Genomic DNA, 20,988 nt, shown 5'->3' with positions numbered 1-20,988 from the left:
GCGGGACAGTAAGGAGATCGCCATGCCACCCCTTGTCATCTCGATCCAGAGCCAGGTCGTCCATGGCCATGTCGGCAATTCGGCGGCGGTCTTCCCGATGCTGGCGGCGGGGATGGAAGTCGCGCCAATCCCGACGGTGATCTTCTCAAATACCCCCGTCTATCCCACCCGCCGCGGCCAGGCGCTGGACCCGGATTTCTTCGCCGATCTGCTGCGGGGCGCCGAGGAACGCGGCCTGCCCGCCCGCGCGGCCTTCATCGTCACCGGCTATATCGGCTCGCTGGAAGTGGCCCGGCTGACGGCGGATTTCGTGCGCCGCGCCCGTGCCCTGAACCCGGGGCTGACCTATCTCTGCGATCCGGTGATGGGCGACGTTTACCCCGGCCTCTACGTCCCCGAGGAAATTGCCGCCGTGATCCGCGAAGAGCTGCTGCCCATGGCCGATATCGCGACGCCGAACCCGTTCGAGCTGCATTACCTGACCGGAACCGCCGTCGAGACCCTGGCGGACCTGCCCCGCGCGGCCGAGCAGCTCGGCCTCGCCAAGGGCGCCCATCTCATCGCCACCGGCTGCCGCCTCGCCGAAACCGCGCCCGGGCATATCGAAACGCTGGTCTATGGCCCGAGCGGCCTGAGCCGCCACCCCGTGGCGCATATCCCGGTATCGCTCGGAGGCACCGGCGATCTGTTCGCAGGGCTCATCACCGCGGGCCTCGGCGCCGGGCGGGCCCTTGCGGAGGCCGTGGATCTCGCCCAGGTGCAGATGACCCGCGCCATCACCGAGGCACAACGCCTCGGCCGCAGCGAAGTCGCGCTCAGCGCCGCAGAGTTCCGCGCCGCCCTGCTCTGTTAGGCCATCCCGAGCTTTTTCAGCCGCGCTTCACGCAGCCGGGCGAAATCCTCGCCCGCATGGTAGCTCGATCGCGTCAGCGGCGTGGCCGAGACCATCAGGAAGCCCTTGCCATAGGCCGCGCGCTCGTATTCCGCGAATTCGTCGGGATGCACGAAACGGTCCACGCGGTGATGCTTCGGCGAAGGCTGCAGATACTGGCCGATGGTCAGAAAATCCACATCGGCGGCGCGCATGTCGTCCATCACCTGCTTCACCTGCATCGCCGCCTCGCCGAGGCCCACCATGATGCCGGATTTGGTGAAGATCGTCGGGTCCAGCTCCTTCACCCGCTGCAGAAGCCGCAGCGAATGGAAATAGCGCGCGCCCGGGCGCACCTCCGGATAGAGCCCCGGCACGGTCTCCAGATTGTGGTTGAACACATCGGGCTTGGCCGCGACCACCGCCTCCAGCGCGCCCGGATCGCATTTCAGGAAATCCGGGGTCAGGATCTCGATCGTGGTGTCGGGCGCGCGGTGGCGCACGGCCCGGATCGTCTGGGCGAAATGCTCGGCGCCGCCGTCCTTCAGATCGTCGCGGTCGACCGAAGTGATCACCACATGCTTCAGCCCCAGCGTCTGCACCGCATGCGCCACGCGCCCCGGCTCGAACACATCGAGCGCATCTGGCCGCCCCGTCGCCACATTGCAGAACGAACAGCCCCGGGTGCAGATCTCGCCCATGATCATCATTGTCGCATGGCCCTGAGACCAGCACTCGCCGACATTGGGGCAGCCCGCTTCCTCGCAAACCGTCACCAGCTTGTTCGACTTCAGGATCTCGCGGGTGTCCTTGTAGCCCTGCGACGTCGGCGCCTTCACGCGGATCCAGGCCGGCTTCTTCGGCTGGGCCTGGTCCGGGCGGTGCGCCTTCTCCGGATGGCGCTGATCGGGGATCTTGAGTTCGCGCAAGGAAAATTCCCCCTTTTCTGGGTTTCAACTCCCAGATACGCCTGTTCCTGCCCATTAGCAATTGCGGGCAACAGACGTTCAGCCGCGTTGCGGTGCGGATATTTCCTCCAGAAAGGGGTCGCCGGGGTCCTGCGATGTGTGTTTCATGAAAAAAATGCTCGCCGAAGGCCTTGGGACCTTCTTCCTCGTGTTCTTTGGGGTCGGTACTGCGGTGCTGATGGGCGCACAGGTCGGCATGCTGGGGATCGCCATCGCCTTCGGCCTGTCGATCGTCGCCGCGACCTATGGGCTCGGCGCGATTTCCGGAGCGCATCTCAATCCGGCGGTCTCGCTGGGCGTGCTCCTTGCCGGGCGCATGAGCGCGGCCGAATTCGTGCAATATGTGATCGCCCAGGTGATCGGCGCCATTCTGGCCGCGCTGGTGATCTATGTCATCGCCACCGGCAAGGCCGATTATGCCATCGCCACCAACGGCCTCGGCCAGAACGGCTACGGCCCGGGCTACAGCGGCGGCTATGGCCTCGGCGCGGCGCTGGTCTATGAGGTCGTGGCGACCTTCATCTTCGTCACGGTCATCCTGGGCGTGACCGGCCCGGGCGGCCCGGCAGGCTTTGCAGGCCTCGCCATCGGCCTCACGCTCACGGCGGTGCACCTCGTCGGTATCGACGTCACCGGCACCTCGGTCAACCCGGCGCGCTCCATCGGCCCGGCGCTGATCGTGGGCGGTCAGGCGCTGTCGCAGCTGTGGCTCTTCATCGTGGCGCCCCTCGTCGGCGGCGCGCTCGCGGGCATCGTCAATGCGGTGGGCCTGACCCGCGCCGAATGATCTGTAACGGCAGGGCCTGCCGGCGCATCGCCGGCAGGCCCTGTCTGGCTCATCCTTCGGGCGTATTCAGCCGATCAGCGGCGAGGCCCCGCCATAAACTTCCTCGTAATGCCGCTTCAGCCGCATCAGCGCGATGCGCAACACGATCTTGCCCGAGCGCGCAGACCAGCCCAGCCGCCGCTCGGCCGTCTCCAGCCCCTCGAGGAAGCAGCAGCACCGCAGCACCATGTCGCCGAGCCCCGGCCCGAGGTCACGCAGCGCCGCCGCAACGCGTTCCCGCGCCCGCTCGGAGCCACCGCCTGGGCCCGTGTCGGGGCGGTACTGGCCGCGCTCGCCGCCGGTGAGGAACCGCTCCCAGTTCTGCGCCACCCGCGGCCCCATCCGCGCCAGCTCGAAATCCTCGCGCAGCCGCTCGCCCGCCGCAACCAGCTCATGCGACAGGAACGGCTTGCCGTTCACGTCGCGCCGCCGCGCCAGCACCGCCAGCGGGCTTTCGGCGAGGTTCGCCCGGATCCGGCGGCGCGCGCCGCCTTCGGAGACCTCACGCTCGCCCCATTCCCGGTGCTGGTCGCCATAGACATCGGCCTCGGGCTCGGCCTCGCCGCGCGCCGCCTTGTCCTCCTCCAGCATCCGCTTCAACGCGGCCCGCCCCGCCATTGTGATCTCATAGCTGGTGACCCGGCCCGAATGCCGCACCTGCATCCAGTCCTTCAGCGCGAAGGCCTGCGCCACGTCGCGCTCACAAACGGCGGTGCGCACGGTGCCGCGCAGGACCACCCCCTTGTCCATGCCGGGCGCGACGACCAGTACCGCCCCCGGCTCCGCCAGGCGGCGCAGCACCCGGCGCGCCTCAACGGCAAGATGTTCCTCATCTGCGGGCAGCATTTGCGAGCGGATCGGGGCGGTCATCTGCATTTCTCCAGTGTCAGTATCGGTCGACCGTTCCGGGCCAGTGCCGGACCCCAGGCGGGAAAGAACTTCATCGACCAGCGGATCCTCGCGGCGCTGCTCGATACGCCGGACCCGGCGCAACACCGTGGAGGCGTGGCACCCTTCGGCACGAGCGAGCTGCCGGATCGGAACCCCGTCCTCGACATGACGCAGGTAGAGCCTTGCGTAGTCGGGCAGCCAGGCAGGCAATTCAGACCCGCCTGTTATGGTCGTCATCATTCTTTCCCCCAGAGTGGCGTGGCTCGGCAGGGAGATGGCCTCCTGACCGGTCAACCGTGGGTTGCTTTGGTTACCCGTTCCTTAAGAACTTGGGCGTGGTTGAGAATTTCTTAAAAAATCTAAAGATCTCGGAATGTTGCGTGCGCATGTTGACGAAAAGACGCAACAGGCCACAATCCGGGGCATCTTGGCGTCATCCACTCAAGGAGACTGCCATGTTCGACCAACCCGCCTTCAACCAGCTCAAGGAAGCCATCGCCACGCTGCGCCGCCCGCGCCTGCTGATCCGCGCCGCCCGCTGTGGGCAGGAAGGCTATCAGCGCAGCCGCGACCTGAAGCGCATCGTCGATCCGCGGCTGGGTGCGGGCAGCGAAGCAACGCTCCGCGCGCTTCTGGCGATCGAGGCGCGCCTCGATCACGAGCGCTGCGAAGGCGTCGTGGGCTACAGTTTCGCCCGCCATGTCGAAGTCCTGATCGCGCTGATGGCGGAATCGCGCACGGCCCGTGCCTATGCCTAACGGGCGCGGAACAGCGACCCCAGAACCCCGCGCACGATCTGCTGGCCGGCCTTGCTGCCGAGCTGCCGTGCGAGGCTCTTGCCGAATGTTTCGAGTATCGTGTCCGAGCGCGAAGACGACCCCGCCGTGCGCGTCGTCTTTGCCGGGCGCTCGGCCTTGATCGGTTCGAACCGACGGGCCTTGTTGAAGCCCTCTTGCTGCACCGCGGCGGCCTCGCTGGCCGCCGCAGCGGCCCGGGCGGCCAGGATCTCATAGGCCGACTCGCGGTCCACGGCGGCCGCGTATTTCGCGCCGAACGGGGACTGCGCCATCAGCGCGCTCCGCTCCTCGGGCGCGAGCGGCCCGAGCCGCGATTGCGGCGGCCGCACCAAAGTGCGCTCCACCATTCCCGGCACCCCCTTGGCCTCCAGGAAGGAGGTCACGGCCTCCCCCGTCCCCACTTCCTTGATTGCGGCTTCCGTGTCGAACCGCGGATTGGGCCGGTAATTCTCCGCCGCGCGCTTCAGATCCTTCTGGTCCTTCGCGGTGAAGGCGCGCAGCGCATGCTGCACCCGGTTGCCCAGCTGCCCCAGGATCGCCTCCGGCACATCGGCCGGGTTCTGGGTAATGAAATAGACCCCGACGCCCTTGGAGCGGATCAGCCGCGCCACCTGCTCCACCTTGTCCACCAGCGCCTTCGGCGCATCGTCGAACAGAAGGTGCGCCTCGTCGAAGAAGAACACGAATTTGGGCCGCTCCGCGTCGCCGACCTCCGGCATCACCTCAAAGAGCTCGGACAGCAGCCACAGCAGGAAAGTGGCATAGAGCCGCGGCGACTGCATCAGCCTGTCGGCCGCCAGCACATTGATCCGGCCGCGCCCGTCCGGCGCCGGCACCATCATGTCCTGCAGCTCCAGCGCCGGCTCGCCGAAAAATTCCGTCGCGCCCTGGTTCTCCAGCACCAGCAACTGCCGCTGGATCGCGCCCACCGTCTGCGGAGCCACATTGCCATAGCGCGCAGAGAGCTCCGCCGCCCGCTCCGCCACATGGGTCAGCATCGCGCGCAGGTCTTTCAGATCAAGGAGCGCCAGCCCCTCGCTGTCCGCGAGGTGGAACGCGATGTTCAGCACCCCCTCCTGCGCGTCGCTCAGCCCCAGCAGCCGCGACAGCAGCACCGGCCCCATCTCGGAAATCGTGGTCCGCACCGGGTGGCCCTGGGCGCCGAACACGTCCCAGAATGTCACCGGATAGGCGCGATAGGCCAGATCATAGCCGATGGTCTGCGCGCGGGAGGCGAACCCCTCATGCATCTTCGCGGCCTCGCTGCCCGCCGCGCCGATACCCGAAAGATCGCCCTTCACATCGGCCATGAACACCGGCACGCCCGCCGCCGAAAACGCCTCCGCCAGCACCTGCAGCGTGACGGTCTTGCCCGTGCCCGTCGCGCCCGCGATCAGCCCATGGCGGTTGCCGTATTTCAGAAGCAGCTCCTGCGCGGCACCATGATCCGCGCCGCCGCCGCCCACGAACAACCCCGTCTCGGTCAGAACTCCGGTCATGCGTCGATCCCCTGCGCTGATGCGTTTGCCGCCACAATACTCGATTAACCACTGTGTGCCAGTATGAGCCTGTCCAGCCCGCTGCCGTCCGTTTCGGGCCGGACGCTTCCTCCCTGTCAGACTGACCGCACCCCGATGGGTGCGGTTTTTTTCTGTCTGGTCAAGCCTTGGGGGATCTTTTCATTTGCCAGTTGACCTGTTTGGGGATCCGCAATAGCGTCACATCAATGACAAAGTCGGCCGGTCCGACAGGGGGTAATGGAAAGGGTTCCGGCAACGGAACCCTTTTCTTATGGGGCCTCAGCGCGGGCTCAAAAGGCAGGTGCCGCGCCGCTTGCCCTCCGCGCGGTAATAGTCCGCCACCGGGCCGCGCTGGCCTTCCGGCACGAGGCCCCAGTCGATCCAGCGCAGGTCATAGTCCAGCACATCGGCGATTGCCTCCATCGCCGGGCCGGAGGGAATTCCGATCAGGGCCTTCTCCTGCCCCGCAATCTGCGGCAGCGCGTTCAGCTCGTTATCCGTGCGTTCGCGCGTGAGCACGATCACCGGCCCGGGGCGCAGTGCGAATTCGCTGTCCACGATCACCAGCTCCGGCCCGAGCTGCCGTACCAGCCGGAAAAGCCGCATGTGATCCATCACATGATACAGAATGCCCAGCACCCCGATCACGTCGAATCTCTCCCCCGCATCCGCGAGCCGCTGCATGCCATCGAAGATATCGTCGCAGATCAGCCGCACCCTGCGCCGCAGATGCGCGCGCGGGAAGCTGTCGAAGCGCGCGACCAGCTCCCGGCGCCCCTCGATTCCTACTACCTCGGCCGCCCCCGCCGCCGCGAAAGCATAGGCCCAGCGGCCGTCATGCGCGGCCAGATCCAGCACCCGCTTGCCCGCGATGCGCGTCTCGATCGGCTTCAGAATCATCTGATGGCGCAGGTTCATCCGCTGCACCGTGCCCGGGTCTTCGGCGTAGCGGTCGATCTCCGGGAGGAAGTCGAAAAAACCCATGTTTGCCCTTGCCCGCGGTTTGGTCCATGTTGGGGCAAACCTATGGTTTTCGGAGGGTCCGGGCAAGGGAATGACCATGCAGCTCACGCCGCAGATGCTGCTCTCGGGCTATGCGCAGGGCATCTTCCCGATGGCGCAAAGCCGCGAAGACCCGACATTGCACTGGTTCGAACCCCGCATGCGCGGCATCATCCCGCTCGACGGATTCCACATTTCGGCCTCGCTTGCGCGCGTGATCCGGCGGCAGAGCTTCACGATTACGGTCAATACCGCCTTTCGCGCCGTGGTCGAAGGCTGCGCCGACCGGCCTGAAACCTGGATCAACGCGCCGCTTCTGGGGCTCTATGCCGCGCTCCATACCCATGGCTATGCCCATTCGCTGGAGGTCTGGAGCGGCGATGCGCTGGCTGGCGGGGTATTCGGGGTGACGCTGGGCGGCGCCTTCTTCGGCGAGAGCATGTTCTCACGCCAGAGCAACGCGTCGAAAGTGGCGCTGGCCTATACGGTCGACCGGCTCCGCCGCAGCGGCTTTCGCCTGTTCGATACGCAATACCTGACGCCGCATCTGAAAAGCCTCGGCGGGGTCGAAGTGCCGCGCGCCGAATACCGCAAGCGGCTCGGCGAAGCCCTGCCGGTCCAGGCGGATTTTGCGAAAGGGCCGGTCTCCCCGGCTCAGTTGGTGCTGCAGCGCACGACCCAGATATCGTAGCGCGCGTGGTCCAGCGCCGAAAGCGCCGGGCTGGAGGCAATCATCCAGCCGTCGAAAGCCACTTTTCCGTCGGCTTCGGAAATCACGACATAGGCATAGGCATTGGACGACGGGTCATCGGACGGATAGCGGCAGGCCTTCAGCGTGACCTTGAGCGCGCCGAAGGCCGCGGTCTGTCCCACGGAGACCGGAATATCCGTCGAGACACCGGCAATCTTGTCCAGGCCGCGCAATTCGGCTGCCCGGGCATCGACCAGCCCCTCGGCCTGCTGCGCGGCCGCTGGGAAGGCGAGCAGCGCGAGCAGCGCCGCGCTTTTCACTGCGCCGCCCCCTCAGGCGCATCCTCGCCGGAGCCGGATTTCGCGCTGCCGCCCACGAATTTCATCAGCAGCGTCAGCAGCGACACCGCGCCCTGGGTATCGGTGACCTCTTCGCCCGGCGCAAGATTGGTCAGGCTCCCGCCCGGCTGCACATCCAGATAGGTGCCCCCCATCAGGCCCTCGCTCGCCACGATGAGCTGCGAATCATCGGGCAATTCCACGCCGTCGCGCACCGCGAAGGTGGTGTCGGCGAAGAAGGTCTTCGGATCCAGCTTGATATCGGTGACAGAACCGATCTTCACGCCCGCCATGCGCACATCGGTCCCGACCTGAACGCCTTCGACGGAGCGGAACGAGGCATGCAGCGGGTAGCTGCCCATCGAAGACCCGAGCCCCCGTCCCTGCCCGGCCCAGACCAGAAAGCCCGCAGCCAAAGCCAGCACCACGGCACCGGTCAGCACTTCAACGCGATTTTCGCTCATTCCATTCCCCAGTCGAGAGGCCGCACCCGCAGGGCAGCCCCGAACAGGCCCGCCTTATTCCGGCTGCCAGGCCTCATAATCGCTGCGCGCGACCGGCGCCGCACGGCGGGTCGAGCCCGGCGGCACATAGGCGGCCGCGGTGCCGGTCAGGTTTTCCTGGTGCGGCAGTTCCCAGGCCTTGTGCTTCAGCGGCTCCTGAGTCGGCGGCTGATCCCAGGTGAAGTGAATCCAGCCGTGCCATTCCGGCGGAATGCGGCTGGCCTGGATCTCGCCATTGTAGATCACCCAGCGGCGCTTGCCGTCCTTGGTCTGGTAATAGACGTTGCCTTCCGCGTCTTCTCCGACCTTGACGCCCTTGCGCGCGGTGAGCAGGCGCACCCCCGTGGTCTGGCTCTTGTTCCACCAGGTGAAGATGCGAAGCAGCAGTTCCATGTAGATCCTCCGCGGGACTTTTGCCCACTTATACAAACTCGGACGCCAAGGTCCAGAGCCGCATGGACGAAGGGCGGGCTTTCGCCCGCCCCCTTGTCTCAGCCGACGCTCTTCGGCTCTTTCTTCGCATTCTCGGCATAGATCAGCAGAGGCTTCGCGCCGGCATTCACCGCATCCTCGTTGACCACAACCTCCTGCACCCCATCCATGCCCGGCAGTTCGAACATGGTGTCGAGCAGAATATCCTCCATGATCGAGCGCAGGCCGCGCGCGCCGGTCTTGCGCTTGATCGCGCGCCGGGCAATGGCGCTCAGTGCATCCGGGGTGAAGGTCAGCTTCACGCCCTCGATGTCGAACAGGCGCTGATACTGCTTCACCAAGGCGTTCTTCGGCTCGGTCAGGATGCTGACAAGCGCCTTCTCGTCCAGGTCTTCCAGCGTCGCGATCACCGGCAGACGGCCGACGAATTCCGGAATCAGCCCGAATTTCAGCAAATCCTCCGGCTCCAGCTCCTGGAACAGCTCGCCCGCGCCGCGCGCATCCGGGTCCTTCACATCGGCGCCGAAGCCCATGGCCGTGCCCTTGCCGCGGTGCGCGATGATCCGGTCGAGGCCCGCAAAGGCACCGCCACAGATGAACAGGATGTTCGTCGTGTCCACCTGCAGGAACTCCTGCTGCGGATGCTTGCGCCCGCCCTGCGGCGGCACGGAGGCCACGGTGCCCTCCATGATCTTCAGCAGCGCCTGCTGCACCCCCTCGCCCGACACGTCGCGCGTGATCGAAGGGTTGTCGGACTTGCGGGTGATCTTGTCGACTTCGTCGATATAGACGATGCCGCGCTGCGCCCGCTCCACGTTGTATTCCGAAGCCTGCAGCAGCTTCAGAATGATGTTCTCCACATCCTCGCCCACATAGCCCGCTTCGGTCAGCGTGGTCGCATCGGCCATGGTGAAGGGCACATCCAGGATCCGCGCCAGCGTCTGCGCCAGCAGCGTCTTGCCGGTGCCGGTCGGGCCGATCAGCAGGATGTTGGACTTCGCCAGCTCGATATCGGTCTTCGAGCTGTTGTTGAGCCGCTTGTAGTGGTTGTGCACCGCGACCGACAGCACGCGCTTCGCCTTCTGCTGGCCGATCACATAATCGTCCAGCACCTTGGCGATCTCGCGCGGCGTCGGCACGCCATCCGTGGATTTGAGACCCGTGCTCTTGGTCTCCTCGCGGATGATGTCCATGCACAGCTCGACGCATTCGTCGCAGATGAACACGGTCGGACCCGCGATCAGCTTGCGCACCTCGTGCTGGCTCTTGCCGCAGAACGAGCAATACAGCGTGTTCTTGCTGTCGGAGCCGGGATTGTTCGCCATCGTCTTCCTCTGCGCTCGCCCCGATAGGCCGGGGCCAATGAAAGGCTGCCCTGAAACCTTAGGACAGCCCCATCTTCATCACAACGTCAAATTTCCGTCGTGGCGATCACTTGTCCGCTTCGATCTTGCCGCGGCTTTGCAGGATCTCGTCGATCAGGCCCCAGTCCTTGGCAGCCTCGGCCGACATGAAATTGTCACGCTCCAGCGCGGCCACAACAGTCTCGTAATCGTTGCCGGTGTGCTTGACGTAGATCTCGTTGAGCCGCTTCTTCAGGTTTTCGGTCTCGCGGGCATGGATCAGGATGTCGGTGGCCTGGCCCTGATAGCCGCCGGAGGGCTGGTGCACCATGACGCGGCTGTTGGGCAGCGAGAACCGCATGCCCTTCTCGCCCGCGGTCAGCAGCAGCGAGCCCATCGAGGCCGCCTGCCCGATCACCAGGGTCGAGACCTTCGGCCGGATATACTGCATCGTGTCATAGATCGACAGGCCCGCCGTCACCACGCCGCCGGGGCTGTTGATATACATGGAGATTTCCTTCGACGGGTTCTCCGCCTCCAGAAACAGCAGCTGCGCGCAGATCAGCGTCGACATGCCGTCATGCACCGGGCCCGACAGGAAGATGATCCGCTCCTTCAGCAGGCGCGAGTAGATGTCATAGGCACGTTCCCCGCGCGAGGTCTGCTCGACCACCATCGGAACGAGCGTATTCATGTAATGATCGATCGGGTCTTTCATTCGTCAGCCTTCCCTGCAGTCCTGCCTGAATCCATAAATGCGGAACTTTACGAGAGTCTTAGTGGCGCGCACCGGCCCCTGCAAGGGCACCCGTCCGAACTTGATGCCAAGGTCGAAACAAAACGCCCTGTATGAAGAAGAAAGCCCCCGCAGGGGGGGAGGCTATTGGAAGATCGCTCCTGCGGCCCCCGGACGCTATCCGTTGTCGGCCGCGCCCGTCGCCAGCCGGTACCAGCTGCGGATCGCGGCCCGCTCCGCAGGCTCCATGAAGCTCAGATTCGCCGGCGGCATGGCATGCGTAAGCCCCGCCTGCACATAGATCTGATGCGCCGCCCGCGCCACTTCGTCGGGTGTCTCCAGATGGATGCTCTTCGGCGCGCGGGTGATTCCGTCCATCGCCGGCTCCTGCGCATGGCACATGGAGCAACGTGAAATGACGATATCCGTCACCTCCTCGAACCCCGCAGCAGAGGCAAAGCGGCTCTCCATCGGGCTCAGCGCCGCCTCCTCCTCCGCAGGCTCCGAATGCAGCGACGACAGCCAGACGCACAGCCCGAACAGCACCGCGGTCACCCCCCAGGTCCACCAGGGCGTGCCCTTGTGCGCGTGCTGGCTGTTGAAGAAATGCCGGATCGACACCCCCATCAGGAACACGAGGCTCGCGATCACCCAGTTGTAATCGCTCGCAAACGCCAGCGGATAGTGGTTCGACAGCATCATGAACAGCACCGGCAGCGTCAGGTAGTTGTTGTGGGTGGAGCGCTGCTTGGCAATCTTGCCGTATTTCGGGTCGGGCGTGCGCCCGGCCTTCAGATCCGCCACCACGATCTTCTGGTTCGGGATGATGATGAAGAACACATTCGCAGACATCACCGTGGCGGTGAAGGCGCCCAGATGCAGCAGCGCCGCCCGCCCCGAGAACACCTGCGTATAGCCCCAGGCCATCACCACCAGGATCACATAGAGCAGCACCATCAGCGTCGTGCTGTTGTCGCCGAGCTTCGATTTGCAGATCGCGTCATAGAGGATCCAGCCGATGGTCAGCGACCCGGCCGAGACCAGGATCGCGCCCCAGACCGGCAGCTCCAGCACCGCAGGGTCGATCAGGTAGAACTGCGCCTGAGACCAGTACAGCAGCACCAGCATGGCAAAGCCCGACATCCAGGTCGCATAGCTCTCCCATTTGAACCAGGTGAGCTCGTCCGGCATCTTCGCGGGCGCCACCAGGTATTTCTGGATGTGGTAGAAGCCGCCGCCATGCACCTGCCAGGCCGCGCCATGCACGCCCGCGGGCTGGTCCTTCTCCGGCCGCAGGCCAAGATCGAGCGCGATGAAATAGAATGAAGATCCGATCCAGGCAATCGCCGTGATCACATGCAGCCAGCGCACTGCGAACTGCGCCCATTCGAGCAGAAACGTATAGTCGAGCATTGTGTCCCCGTGGTCCTTTGCAGCAGCATCGGCCCGCGCCCCCACCCGCGCAAGCCCCGGCGGGCCCAGGCCCGCCCCCCTCGAACGCACGCCGCGGTTTCGGGCGCCTGCGCCGGAAAATCAGGCAGAAGCCGGATCAGCTGCCGCGATATGTCGAATAGCCATAGGGCGAGAGCAGCAGGGGCACATGGTAATGCGCCCCCGGATCGGAAATGCCGAACCGGATCGGCACCGCATCGAGAAAGAGCGGCGACGCCCCCGCCTGACCGCTCGCGCGCAGGTAGTCCCCGGCATGGAACACCAGCTCATAGCTGCCCGCAGTGAAGGCCGAAGCGGGCAGGATCGGCGCATCGGTGCGCCCGTCGTCATTGGTCACCGCCTCGGCGATCAGCTCCGGCGCGCCCCCGTCCAGCCGGTACAAAGCGATGCGGATCCCCTGCGCGGGCACCCCCCGCGCGGTATCGAGAACATGGGTCGTCAGATATCCGGTCATGGCTGCCCCCTGGCATTTTCCCAGACTATGGCGCGCCCCTCCGCCCCGGACAAGCACCCCCTTGCGCCCCGGCGCCATTCGTCCTTTGATCGGGCCAAACTCCCGGAGGCAGAAATGACCCGTTATCCCCGTGACATGCGCGGCTATGGCCCCAATCCCCCCGATGCGGCCTGGCCCGGCGGGGCCAAGGTCGCGGTCTCGATCGTGCTGAACTACGAAGAGGGCGGCGAAAACAACATCCTGCATGGCGATGCCGCCTCCGAGGCCTTCCTGTCCGATATCAACGGTGCCGGGATGTGGCCCGGCCAGCGGCACTGGAACATGGAATCGATCTATGAATACGGCGCGCGCGCCGGGTTCTGGCGGCTGCACCGGCTGTTCACCGAAATGGGCATCCCGCTCACCATCTATGGCGTCGCCACCGCGCTCGCGCGCAACCCGGAGCAGGTGGCGGGCATGCAGGCCGCGGGCTGGGAGATCGCCTCCCACGGGCTGAAATGGGTCGAGCACAAAGACATGCCCGAGGCCGAGGAGCGCGCCCAGATCGCCGAGGCGTTCCGGCTGCATACCGAAGTCGTGGGCACGCCGCCGAAGGGCTGGTACACCGGGCGCTGCTCGGCCAATACCGTGCGCCTCACCGCCGAGACCGCACAGCTCGACTGGATCTCGGACACCTACGACGACGACCTGCCCTACTGGCTGGAGATGGACGGCCGCGACCAGCTGGTGATCCCCTATACGCTCGAGGCGAACGACATGCGCTTCGCCACCTCGCCGGGCTACATCGAGGGCGAGCAGTTTTTCCAGTATCTGAAGGACAGCCTCGATACGCTTTACCGCGAGGGCGCCGAGGGCCGGGCCAAGATGTTCTCGATCGGGCTGCATAACCGGCTGATCGGGCGGCCGGGCAAGATGGCGGGCCTGAAGCGCTTCCTCGATTATGCCCGCGCCAAGGGCGGCGTGTGGTTTGCCACCCGCGGCGAGATCGCCGCGCATTGGGCCGCCCATCACCCGCACCGCCGCATCGAGCGCCCCTCGCAGATGAGCCAGGCCCGCTTCACCGAACGCTACGGCGCAATCTATGAGCACAGCCCCTGGATCGCGGAGCGCGCCTGGGCGCTGGAGCTCGGCCCCGCGCATGATTGCGCCGAGGGCGTGGCCTCGGTGCTGGCGCGCATCTTCCGCACCGCATCCGAGGCCGAACGGCTGGGCGTGCTCACCGCCCACCCCGACCTTGCGGGCAAGCTCGCGCAGGCCAGACGGCTCACCACGGAGAGCACCGCCGAACAGGCCTCCGCCGGGCTCGACGCGCTGAGCGACCCCGAGCGCGCCACCTTCGAGGCGCTGAACGCCGAATACGTCGGGAAATTCGGTTTCCCCTTCATCATCGCCGTGAAAGACAATACCAAGGCCACCATTCTCGATGCCTTCCGCCGCCGCATCGGGCAGGACCGCGCGCGTGAATTCGCCGAAGCCTGCCGCCAGGTCGAGCGGATCGCATGGCACCGCCTGCAGGACCAGTTCTGATGACCACCTATGCCTCCCCGCGCGCGGGCCTTCCGGCCCAGAGCGAATTGCACACCGGCCGCGCGATCTTCACCGAAGCCTATTGCGTGATCCCGCGCGGGGTCATGAGCGATATCGTCACCTCCTTCCTGCCCGGCTGGCAGGACACCCGGCTGTGGATGATCGCCCGGCCGATGAGCGGGTTTTCCGAGACCTTCGCACAATATATCGTGGAGGTGGCCCCCGGCGGCGGCACCGCGGCGGGCGAGCCGGATCCTGCGGCCGAGGGCGTGCTGTTCGTGGTGGCGGGGAGCCTCACGCTCACGCTGGCCGGGGCCGCGCACCGGCTCTCTGAGGGCGGCTATGCCTATATCCCCCCGGGCACGGACTGGTCCTTGCGTGCCGAAGGCACGGCGCCCGCCCGCTTCCACTGGATCCGCAAGCTCTACGAGCCCGCCCCCGGCATTTCCGTGCCCGAGGCCTTCGTCGCCAACGAGCACGACATCGCCCCGATCTGGATGCCCGGCACCCAGGAAAAATGGGGCACCACCCGCTTCGTCGCCCCCGACGACCTGCGCCACGACATGCATGTCAACGTCGTCACCTTCGAGCCGGGCGGGCTGATCCCGTTCGAGGAGACCCATGTCATGGAGCACGGCCTCTATGTGCTGGAGGGCAAGGCGGTCTACAAGCTCAACCGCGACTGGGTGGAGGTCGAGGCGGGCGATTTCATGTGGCTGCGCGCCTATTGCCCGCAGGCCTGCTATGCCGCCGGTCCGGGCCGGTTCCGCTACCTGCTCTACAAGGACGTGAACCGCCACGCCCGCCTGCGCGGAGTACTCGGGCGGTGAAGATCCAGGCCGAACCCCTGACCCCCGAAGCCTTCGCCCCCTTCGGCGACGTGCTTTCGGCCGATGGCCCGCCGGACCGGATCATCAATGCTGGCATGTGCGGCCGCTACCACAACCGGGCGCGGCTGGATTTCGGGCCGGAGGGCCGCGCGGGGATCTCCGTGTTCAAGGCGATCCCGCGCGCCCTGCCTTATACGTTCGATCTGCTGGAGCGCCATCCGGAGGGCTCGCAAAGCTTCCTCCCGATGACGGCAGATCCGTTTCTGGTGATCGTCGCGCCGGATGAGGCGGGCCAGCCCGGCGCGCCGCGCGCCTTCATCACGCGCGGCGATCAGGGCATCAGCTTCCACCGCGGCACCTGGCACGGGGTGCTCACGCCGCTGGCCGCGCCCGGGCTTTTTGCCGTGGTGGACCGTATCGGGCCCACGCCGAACCTGGAGGAGGTGATCCTGCGGGAGCCGGTGACGGTGACCGGCTGAGCCCGGCCCTACCGGAGCCTCCTCCGCGGCAGGTTCCGTTCCGGTTCTGCCACCCGCCGGGACGGTCACTTCCGCCGGATGCGGCCATCCAGATAGGGCGTATAAGGCGCGGTCTTCGCCAGATAGTCGGCCGTCACATCCGCGAGATCCGGGCCGAAATCATAGGCCTTCATGCCCTCGGCATCGAGGATCTTGTAGCCGTCGCCGCCGGTGCGGACATAGTTGTTGGTGACCACGCCATACACCTTGTCGGCCTCGAGCGGCGCCCAGCTCTCGCCCGCGCCCACCTCGACAGACACGACCCGCTCCCCCGCCGGCTTCGCCGGATCCCAGACGAAGCGCAGCCCCGCCACCTGCGGGAACCGGCCCGCGCCATCTTCGACCTGGCTCAGCCCGTTCTCCAGCGCCTTCACCACGGTGGATCCCTTCGCCTGGAAGGTCGAAAGCGTGTTCTGGAACGGCAGCACGGTGAGCACCTCGCCCATCGTTACCGGCCCCGCATCGATGGAGGCGCGCAGCCCGCCGCCGTTCTCCAGCGCGATGGAAATGCCCTGGCCCTTCACCCGGTCGAGCATCGCATCGGCGACGAGATTGCCCATGGCGCATTCCTCGGCGCGGCATTTTTCGCGCGCGCCCTCGATCGGCGCGGCCGCCTCCCCGACCACCTTCGCCCGCACCGCCGCGATCGGCTGCGCCAGCTCCGCCACCCGCGCCGCAATCGCCGGATCCGGCACCACCGAGGCATCGAGCAGCACCGGATCGCCCGAAGCGGAGATCAGCTTGCCCGCGTCGTCGAAGGTCAGCACCAGATGGCCGAGGTATTTCGAATAGGCATAGGCGCTCACGATCGGCACTGCATTCACCACGCTCGGGTATTTCGCCGCGCCCTCGATGCTGTTGGAAAACAGCGTATGCGAATGCCCGCCCACGATCGCATCGATCCCCGGCACAGATTCGGCGATCTGCCGGTCGCGGCCGAAGCCCACATGGGTCAGCGCGATGATCTTGGTCACGCCCTGCCCCTCCAGCTCCGCCACCTGCGCCTTCAGGCTGTCGATGTCGTCCTTGAAGATCACATTCGGCCCCGGCGAGGCGGTCTCGGGCGTATCGGTCGCGAGCGCCGAGACGATGCCCAGCTTCTCGCCGCCCACCGCCAGGATCAGCGGCCCGCCGATCCGGCCCTTCAGCTCCGCGGAGCGGCTCAGATCGAGGTTTCCCGAGACGATGGGGAAGCCCACCTTTTCCTCGAAGGCCGCGAGCCCCGCCGGGCCATCGTCAAACTCGTGGTTGCCCACCGCCATCACGTCATAGCCGACGGCATTCATGAATTCGGCCGTATCCGCCCCCTTGTAGGTGGTGTAGAAGAGCGAGCCCTGAAACTGATCGCCCGCGTCCATCAGAATCACGTTCTGCCCCTCCAGCTGCTTGCGCAGGGCCGCGACCTCGGTCGCCACCCGGGCGATGCCGCCAAAGCACTCGCCCTTCGCATCGGTCTCTGCGTCGCAGGTGGCATCGTATTTGTTGATCGGCTCGATGCGGCTGTGCAGGTCGTTCGTATGCAGGATATGCAGCGTGTAATCGGCCTGCGCGGCGCCCGTCATCAGCGCAAAAGTGGCAGCGGTCAGCAGCAAGCGGGACATCGGCTTCTCCGTTTTATACACGAAGGCCAGCTTGCCGCCTGCGCCCGGGGCTGTCAAAAGCTCAATCCCATCATCGGCGGGATTGACCGCAAGCGCGGCAAAGGGCATTTCATGCCCATGCTGATCTACAAGATTTTCCGCCGCCCTGAATGGAACGCCTTCCGCGATGCGGGGGATACCGCGGGCGCGCCGGTGGACCTGCTGGATGGCTATATCCATTTCTCGACCGCGGCGCAGGTCACCGAAACGGCGGCGAAGCATTTCGCCACCGAGAGCGATCTCGTGCTGGTCGCGGTCAATGCCGACACGCTCGGCCCCGCCCTCAAATGGGAGCCCTCGCGCGGCGGCGCGCTGTTTCCCCATCTGTACCGGCGCCTGCGCATCGCCGAGGTGGTCTGGGACACCTCGCTGCCGCTCGGCATTTCCGGCCATATCTTCCCCGAGGTGCTTTTGTGAGCCTGATCGAAACTCTGGGCCTTGCCGCCCTGCACCGGCTCGACCCGGAAACCGCGCATGGCCTCTCGATCCGGGCGCTGAAGGCAGGGCTGGTGCCGCTGCCCGGGCCGGTGACCTGCCCGCGGCTGGAGGTCGATCTGGCGGGGCTGAAGCTGCCCAATCCTGTCGGGCTTGCGGCTGGCTATGACAAGAACGCCGAAGCGGTGGCGGAGCTGATGCGGGCGGGCTTCGGCTTCATCGAGGTCGGCGCCGCGACGCCGCGCGCGCAGGTCGGCAACCCGAAGCCGCGGCTGTGGCGGCTTACCGAGGACGAGGCCGCGATCAACCGTTTCGGCTTCAACAATCAGGGCGTCGGCACGATTGCGACCCGGCTTGCCCGGCGGCCTTCCGGCGTGCCGGTCGGGGTGAACCTCGGCGCCAACAAGGACAGCCAGGACCGCGCCGCGGATTTCGCGACGGTGCTGCGCGAAGCGGGCGCCTGGATCGATTTCGCGACGGTGAACGTGAGCTCTCCCAACACCGAAAAGCTGCGCGACCTGCAGGGCAAGGAGGCGCTGGCCGCACTCCTGAAAGGCGTGACCAGCACGCGCGACGGGCTCGCCCGCCGGGTGCCGGTCTTCCTGAAGATCGCCCCGGACCTGAGCCCGGCGGAGCTGGAGGACGTGGCCGAAGTGGCGCTCGGCTCCGGTATCGACGGGATCATCGCCACCAACACAACCCTCTCGCGCGAGGGGCTGCGCAGCGCCCATGCCGGGCAGCAAGGCGGCCTTTCGGGCGCGCCGCTGTTCGAGCGTGCGACGCGGATCCTCGCGCGGCTTTCGATGCTGACCCAGGGCCGCTTGCCGCTGGTCGGCGTGGGCGGGGTCGGCTCGGCCGAACAGGCCTATGAGAAGATCCGCGCCGGCGCCTCGGCGGTCCAGATCTATACGGCGATGGTCTATCAGGGCCTGTCGCTGGCGCCGCGGATCGCGCGCGGGCTGGATGCGCTCCTGGTACGCGACGGGTTCGGCTCGGTGGCGGAAGCGGTCGGGACCGGGCGGGAAAAATGGCTCTGAGGATCTGCGCCTGACACAGGTGGCAGGGCTGCGGCGATGGCCCGGTTTTGGGCGGGCGGGGTGCTGCCTGTGCCCGGCCTCATTGCGCATCTGCGAAGACAGGACCAGTTGACCGCAGGAACCTGCGGCCAGAAAATCGGCCCCATTCCTAAGGATATACACAGCGACTGCACTTCCGGAGCGCGCATCTCCGGCGCGGACCTCGGGTGCACCCGGCACACGCTGTTATCAAGCGGAGCGGCCGCCCCGAGGGGCGGCCGCAAGACTTTTCCAGGACCTCTTCGCCTCAGTCGGCGAAGATGTCTTTCTTGTGGGTCCCGCTCGGCACGAAGATCGCCCCGATGATCACCGTCATCACCGCGACGACGATCGCATACCACAGGCCCGCATAGATATTGCCCGACTGCGCCGAGATCGCGAATGCGGTCGCGGGCAGCAGGCCACCGAACCAGCCGTTGCCGATATGGTAGGGCAGCGAGAGGCCGGAGTAGCGGATCCGGGTCGGGAACAGCTCGACCAGCATCGCCGCGATCGGGCCATAGACCATCGTCACCAGCAGGATCAGGTAGGTCAGGATGACGACGATCGTCAGCTTCTGCGCGGTGAAGATGTCGAAGAAGTGGTTGGCCTTCGCAATGGTGGGGTTCTCGGCCGGGTTCATCGGGTAGCCGGCTGCCGCCAGCGCACCATTGACCTCAGTATCGAACGTCTTCTTCGCCGCCGCCAGCGCATCGCCCGACAGGGCGCTCGCATCATAGGACGGGATTGTCTTGCCTTCGATCGTCACGGTCGCAGGCTGGCCCGCCGGGCCCGGCTTGGTGATCGAGTTGACCGACAGCTTCGACAGCGACGCCTTGGCGATGTCGCAAGAGGAGGTGAACTTCGCGGTCCCGGTCGGGTTGAACTGGAACGAGCAGTCGTTCGGATCCGCCGTCACGATGACCTCGGTCTGCTGCGCGGCATAGAGCGCCGGGTTGGCCGTATGGGTCAGCGCCTTGAACACCGGGAAGTAGGTCAGCGCCGCGATCAGGCAGCCGCCCAGGATGATCGGCTTGCGGCCGATCTTGTCGGACAGCGAACCGAAGAACAGGAAGCCGCCCGTCCCCAGGATCAGCGACCAGGCCACGAGCACGTTCGCGGTGAAGCTGTCCACCTTGATCACGTTCTGGAGGAAGAACAGCGCGTAGAACTGCCCCGAGTACCAGACCACGGCCTGACCGGCGGTGAGGCCCAGCAGCGCGATGAGCGCGATCTTGCCGTTCTTCCAGGTGCCGAAAGCTTCGCGCAGCGGCGCCTTGGATTGCGCGCCTTCCGCCTTCATCTTCTTGAAGGCCGGGCTCTCTTCCATCTGCAGACGGATATAGAGCGAGATGCCGAGCAGGAAGACCGAGCCCAGGAACGGGATCCGCCAGCCCCAGGCGTCGAACGCCTTGATCATCTTCGGCGTGCCATCGGCGTTCATCACCGCATTGCCCGCCAGATCCAGCACCGGTACCGGGTCGTAATGGCCGTTGACGTAGTGCTGCACCAGCAAGATGACGACCAGCGAGAGCAGCAGGCCAAGCGTCGCGGTGGTCTGGATGAAGGCGGTGAAATAGCCGCGGCGGTTCTGCGGCGCGTGTTCGGCCACATAGACCGCGGCGCCACCGTATTCGCCGCCAAGCGCAAGGCCCTGTGCCATGCGCAGCAGGATCAGGATGATCGGCGCAGCGACGCCCCAGCTGGAGTAGCCGGGCAGAAGGCCGACGATGAAGGTCGAGGCGCCCATGATCAGGATCGTGGCGAGGAAGGTATACTTCCGGCCGATCAGGTCCCCGAGCGAGCCGAACACCAGCGCGCCGAACGGGCGCACGATGAAGCCCGCGGCGAAGGCCAGCAGCGCGAAGACGTTGCGGGTGGCCTCGGGGAAGGCGGTGAAGAACTGCGCCCCGATGATCGCCGCCAGCGAACCGTAGAGATAGAAGTCATACCATTCGAAGATGGTGCCCGCGGAGGAAGCAAGGATGACCTTCTTCTCCTCCCGGGTCATCGGGCGGGACCGCTCGGCCGCCACGTTGGTGTTATAAGATGCCATCGGCTCTCCTCCTGATGGCCGGCATCGCCGGCCTCCCTGTGACATGCATCCGCCCTGCCGGAACGGGGGCCTCCCCTCCGGTCACACCGCTCGGACAGCGACA

At 66.2% G+C, this 20,988-nt stretch carries 22 protein-coding genes; 9 read left to right on the top strand and 13 right to left on the bottom strand.

The features are described 5' to 3' along the window. Nucleotides 1–16: 16 nt before the first annotated feature. Nucleotides 17–853: a pyridoxal kinase gene (gene pdxY, locus ACOMG5_RS12070; protein WP_420344096.1), complete on the top strand. Its 837-nt coding sequence runs from the start codon at nt 17–19 to the stop codon at nt 851–853. On the opposite strand, the gene lipA is transcribed toward pdxY, so the two are convergent. Next, nucleotides 850–1,800 (bottom strand): lipoyl synthase, encoded by a 951-nt coding sequence (lipA, locus tag ACOMG5_RS12065; protein WP_420344052.1) that lies wholly within the window; start codon nt 1,798–1,800, stop codon nt 850–852. The genes pdxY and lipA overlap by 4 nt on opposite strands. Before the next feature lie 145 nt (nt 1,801–1,945). On the opposite strand from lipA, the gene ACOMG5_RS12060 reads away from it, so the two are divergent. Further along, nucleotides 1,946–2,626, top strand: a complete 681-nt coding sequence (locus ACOMG5_RS12060) for an aquaporin (RefSeq protein WP_420344051.1) — start codon at nt 1,946–1,948, stop codon at nt 2,624–2,626. A 66-nt stretch (nt 2,627–2,692) separates the two neighbouring features. On the opposite strand, the gene ACOMG5_RS12055 is transcribed toward ACOMG5_RS12060, so the two are convergent. Beyond that, nucleotides 2,693–3,796 (bottom strand): DUF6456 domain-containing protein, encoded by a 1,104-nt coding sequence (locus ACOMG5_RS12055; RefSeq protein WP_420344050.1) that lies wholly within the window; start codon nt 3,794–3,796, stop codon nt 2,693–2,695. Nucleotides 3,797–4,011: 215 nt separating this feature from the next. Here ACOMG5_RS12055 and ACOMG5_RS12050 point away from each other — a divergent pair, with 215 nt between their 5' ends. After that, the gene (locus tag ACOMG5_RS12050; RefSeq protein WP_420344049.1) at nt 4,012–4,314 is read left to right on the top strand and encodes a DUF6477 family protein; all 303 of its coding nucleotides are present in this window, start codon (nt 4,012–4,014) and stop codon (nt 4,312–4,314) included. Here ACOMG5_RS12050 and ACOMG5_RS12045 read toward each other — a convergent pair. Continuing rightward, a complete protein-coding gene (locus ACOMG5_RS12045) occupies nt 4,311–5,852 on the bottom strand; it encodes a helicase HerA-like domain-containing protein (RefSeq protein ID WP_420344048.1) in 1,542 nt (513 codons plus the stop codon). The genes ACOMG5_RS12050 and ACOMG5_RS12045 overlap by 4 nt on opposite strands. A 300-nt stretch (nt 5,853–6,152) precedes the next feature. Continuing rightward, complete coding sequence (locus tag ACOMG5_RS12040) at nt 6,153–6,857, bottom strand: DUF1698 domain-containing protein (RefSeq protein WP_420344047.1); 705 nt, start codon at nt 6,855–6,857, stop codon at nt 6,153–6,155. A gap of 70 nt (nt 6,858–6,927) precedes the next feature. Between ACOMG5_RS12040 and aat the strand changes: the two genes are divergently transcribed. Beyond that, the gene (aat, locus tag ACOMG5_RS12035; protein WP_420344046.1) at nt 6,928–7,566 is read left to right on the top strand and encodes a leucyl/phenylalanyl-tRNA--protein transferase; all 639 of its coding nucleotides are present in this window, start codon (nt 6,928–6,930) and stop codon (nt 7,564–7,566) included. Here the strand turns inward: aat and ACOMG5_RS12030 are convergent. The 7 genes from ACOMG5_RS12030 to uraH form a co-directional block, all read right to left on the bottom strand. Then, nucleotides 7,530–7,886 (bottom strand): DUF2155 domain-containing protein, encoded by a 357-nt coding sequence (locus tag ACOMG5_RS12030; RefSeq protein WP_420344045.1) that lies wholly within the window; start codon nt 7,884–7,886, stop codon nt 7,530–7,532. The two genes, aat and ACOMG5_RS12030, sit on opposite strands and share 37 nt — an antisense overlap. Beyond that, nucleotides 7,883–8,368: an outer membrane lipid asymmetry maintenance protein MlaD gene (mlaD, locus tag ACOMG5_RS12025; protein ID WP_420344044.1), complete on the bottom strand. Its 486-nt coding sequence runs from the start codon at nt 8,366–8,368 to the stop codon at nt 7,883–7,885. Before mlaD ends, ACOMG5_RS12030 begins: the two co-directional genes overlap by 4 nt. 54 nt (nt 8,369–8,422) lie before the next feature. Next, nucleotides 8,423–8,800, bottom strand: a complete 378-nt coding sequence (locus tag ACOMG5_RS12020; protein WP_420344043.1) for an NADH:ubiquinone oxidoreductase subunit NDUFA12 — start codon at nt 8,798–8,800, stop codon at nt 8,423–8,425. A 98-nt stretch (nt 8,801–8,898) separates the two neighbouring features. Continuing rightward, nucleotides 8,899–10,164, bottom strand: a complete 1,266-nt coding sequence (clpX, locus tag ACOMG5_RS12015) for an ATP-dependent Clp protease ATP-binding subunit ClpX (RefSeq protein WP_420344042.1) — start codon at nt 10,162–10,164, stop codon at nt 8,899–8,901. A 106-nt stretch (nt 10,165–10,270) separates the two neighbouring features. Next, nucleotides 10,271–10,900 carry an ATP-dependent Clp protease proteolytic subunit gene (locus ACOMG5_RS12010; protein WP_420344041.1) on the bottom strand — a complete coding sequence of 210 codons (630 nt, stop codon included), beginning with the start codon at nt 10,898–10,900 and terminating at the stop codon, nt 10,271–10,273. 195 nt (nt 10,901–11,095) lie between these two features. Continuing rightward, the gene (locus ACOMG5_RS12005) at nt 11,096–12,331 is read right to left on the bottom strand and encodes a urate hydroxylase PuuD (protein ID WP_420344040.1); all 1,236 of its coding nucleotides are present in this window, start codon (nt 12,329–12,331) and stop codon (nt 11,096–11,098) included. A gap of 136 nt (nt 12,332–12,467) precedes the next feature. After that, nucleotides 12,468–12,824, bottom strand: a complete 357-nt coding sequence (gene uraH / locus ACOMG5_RS12000; protein ID WP_420344039.1) for a hydroxyisourate hydrolase — start codon at nt 12,822–12,824, stop codon at nt 12,468–12,470. Nucleotides 12,825–12,938: 114 nt separating this feature from the next. On the opposite strand from uraH, the gene puuE reads away from it, so the two are divergent. From puuE to ACOMG5_RS11985, 3 genes are read left to right on the top strand one after another with little or no spacing between them, the layout of a single operon-like run. Next, on the top strand, nt 12,939–14,351 hold the full coding sequence (gene puuE, locus ACOMG5_RS11995; RefSeq protein WP_420344038.1) for an allantoinase PuuE: 1,413 nt from the start codon (nt 12,939–12,941) through the stop codon (nt 14,349–14,351). Beyond that, a complete protein-coding gene (locus ACOMG5_RS11990) occupies nt 14,351–15,181 on the top strand; it encodes a bifunctional allantoicase/(S)-ureidoglycine aminohydrolase (protein ID WP_420344037.1) in 831 nt (276 codons plus the stop codon). The genes puuE and ACOMG5_RS11990 overlap by 1 nt, the downstream gene beginning before the upstream one ends. Beyond that, nucleotides 15,178–15,660: an ureidoglycolate lyase gene (locus tag ACOMG5_RS11985; RefSeq protein ID WP_420344036.1), complete on the top strand. Its 483-nt coding sequence runs from the start codon at nt 15,178–15,180 to the stop codon at nt 15,658–15,660. The genes ACOMG5_RS11990 and ACOMG5_RS11985 overlap by 4 nt, the downstream gene beginning before the upstream one ends. A 65-nt stretch (nt 15,661–15,725) precedes the next feature. On the opposite strand, the gene ACOMG5_RS11980 is transcribed toward ACOMG5_RS11985, so the two are convergent. Further along, on the bottom strand, nt 15,726–17,300 hold the full coding sequence (locus ACOMG5_RS11980) for a bifunctional metallophosphatase/5'-nucleotidase (protein ID WP_420344035.1): 1,575 nt from the start codon (nt 17,298–17,300) through the stop codon (nt 15,726–15,728). A gap of 117 nt (nt 17,301–17,417) precedes the next feature. On the opposite strand from ACOMG5_RS11980, the gene ACOMG5_RS11975 reads away from it, so the two are divergent. Together ACOMG5_RS11975 and ACOMG5_RS11970 are read left to right on the top strand one after the other, a co-directional pair. After that, nucleotides 17,418–17,756: a DUF952 domain-containing protein gene (locus ACOMG5_RS11975; protein ID WP_420344034.1), complete on the top strand. Its 339-nt coding sequence runs from the start codon at nt 17,418–17,420 to the stop codon at nt 17,754–17,756. Beyond that, nucleotides 17,753–18,811, top strand: a complete 1,059-nt coding sequence (locus ACOMG5_RS11970) for a quinone-dependent dihydroorotate dehydrogenase (RefSeq protein WP_420344033.1) — start codon at nt 17,753–17,755, stop codon at nt 18,809–18,811. The genes ACOMG5_RS11975 and ACOMG5_RS11970 overlap by 4 nt, the downstream gene beginning before the upstream one ends. Before the next feature lie 286 nt (nt 18,812–19,097). On the opposite strand, the gene ACOMG5_RS11965 is transcribed toward ACOMG5_RS11970, so the two are convergent. Next, nucleotides 19,098–20,885 carry an MFS transporter gene (locus ACOMG5_RS11965; RefSeq protein WP_420344032.1) on the bottom strand — a complete coding sequence of 596 codons (1,788 nt, stop codon included), beginning with the start codon at nt 20,883–20,885 and terminating at the stop codon, nt 19,098–19,100. Between the last annotated feature and the right edge of the window lie 103 nt (nt 20,886–20,988).

The sequence above is a fragment of the Paenirhodobacter sp. genome, from assembly GCF_041916475.1.
GTDB lineage: Bacteria > Pseudomonadota > Alphaproteobacteria > Rhodobacterales > Rhodobacteraceae > Rhodobacter.
The sequence above is the reverse complement of the archived record's forward strand: the minus strand, read 5'-3'. Positions and strand labels throughout refer to the sequence as shown.

Bases quoted from the DNA above. Each gene is read 5' to 3' on its own strand.
- ACOMG5_RS12060 (WP_420344051.1), top strand. From the start codon at position 1,946: ATGAAAAAAATGCTCGCCGAAGGCCTTGGGACCTTCTTCCTCGTGTTC.
- ACOMG5_RS12055 (WP_420344050.1), bottom strand. From the start codon at position 3,796: ATGATGACGACCATAACAGGCGGGTCTGAATTGCCTGCCTGGCTGCCC.
- ACOMG5_RS12050 (WP_420344049.1), top strand. From the start codon at position 4,012: ATGTTCGACCAACCCGCCTTCAACCAGCTCAAGGAAGCCATCGCCACG.
- ACOMG5_RS12045 (WP_420344048.1), bottom strand. From the start codon at position 5,852: ATGACCGGAGTTCTGACCGAGACGGGGTTGTTCGTGGGCGGCGGCGGC.
- ACOMG5_RS12040 (WP_420344047.1), bottom strand. From the start codon at position 6,857: ATGGGTTTTTTCGACTTCCTCCCGGAGATCGACCGCTACGCCGAAGAC.
- aat (WP_420344046.1), top strand. From the start codon at position 6,928: ATGACCATGCAGCTCACGCCGCAGATGCTGCTCTCGGGCTATGCGCAG.
- mlaD (WP_420344044.1), bottom strand. From the start codon at position 8,368: ATGAGCGAAAATCGCGTTGAAGTGCTGACCGGTGCCGTGGTGCTGGCT.
- ACOMG5_RS12020 (WP_420344043.1), bottom strand. From the start codon at position 8,800: ATGGAACTGCTGCTTCGCATCTTCACCTGGTGGAACAAGAGCCAGACC.
- clpX (WP_420344042.1), bottom strand. From the start codon at position 10,164: ATGGCGAACAATCCCGGCTCCGACAGCAAGAACACGCTGTATTGCTCG.
- ACOMG5_RS12010 (WP_420344041.1), bottom strand. From the start codon at position 10,900: ATGAAAGACCCGATCGATCATTACATGAATACGCTCGTTCCGATGGTG.
- ACOMG5_RS12005 (WP_420344040.1), bottom strand. From the start codon at position 12,331: ATGCTCGACTATACGTTTCTGCTCGAATGGGCGCAGTTCGCAGTGCGC.
- uraH (WP_420344039.1), bottom strand. From the start codon at position 12,824: ATGACCGGATATCTGACGACCCATGTTCTCGATACCGCGCGGGGGGTG.
- puuE (WP_420344038.1), top strand. From the start codon at position 12,939: ATGACCCGTTATCCCCGTGACATGCGCGGCTATGGCCCCAATCCCCCC.
- ACOMG5_RS11990 (WP_420344037.1), top strand. From the start codon at position 14,351: ATGACCACCTATGCCTCCCCGCGCGCGGGCCTTCCGGCCCAGAGCGAA.
- ACOMG5_RS11980 (WP_420344035.1), bottom strand. From the start codon at position 17,300: ATGTCCCGCTTGCTGCTGACCGCTGCCACTTTTGCGCTGATGACGGGC.
- ACOMG5_RS11975 (WP_420344034.1), top strand. From the start codon at position 17,418: ATGCTGATCTACAAGATTTTCCGCCGCCCTGAATGGAACGCCTTCCGC.
- ACOMG5_RS11965 (WP_420344032.1), bottom strand. From the start codon at position 20,885: ATGGCATCTTATAACACCAACGTGGCGGCCGAGCGGTCCCGCCCGATG.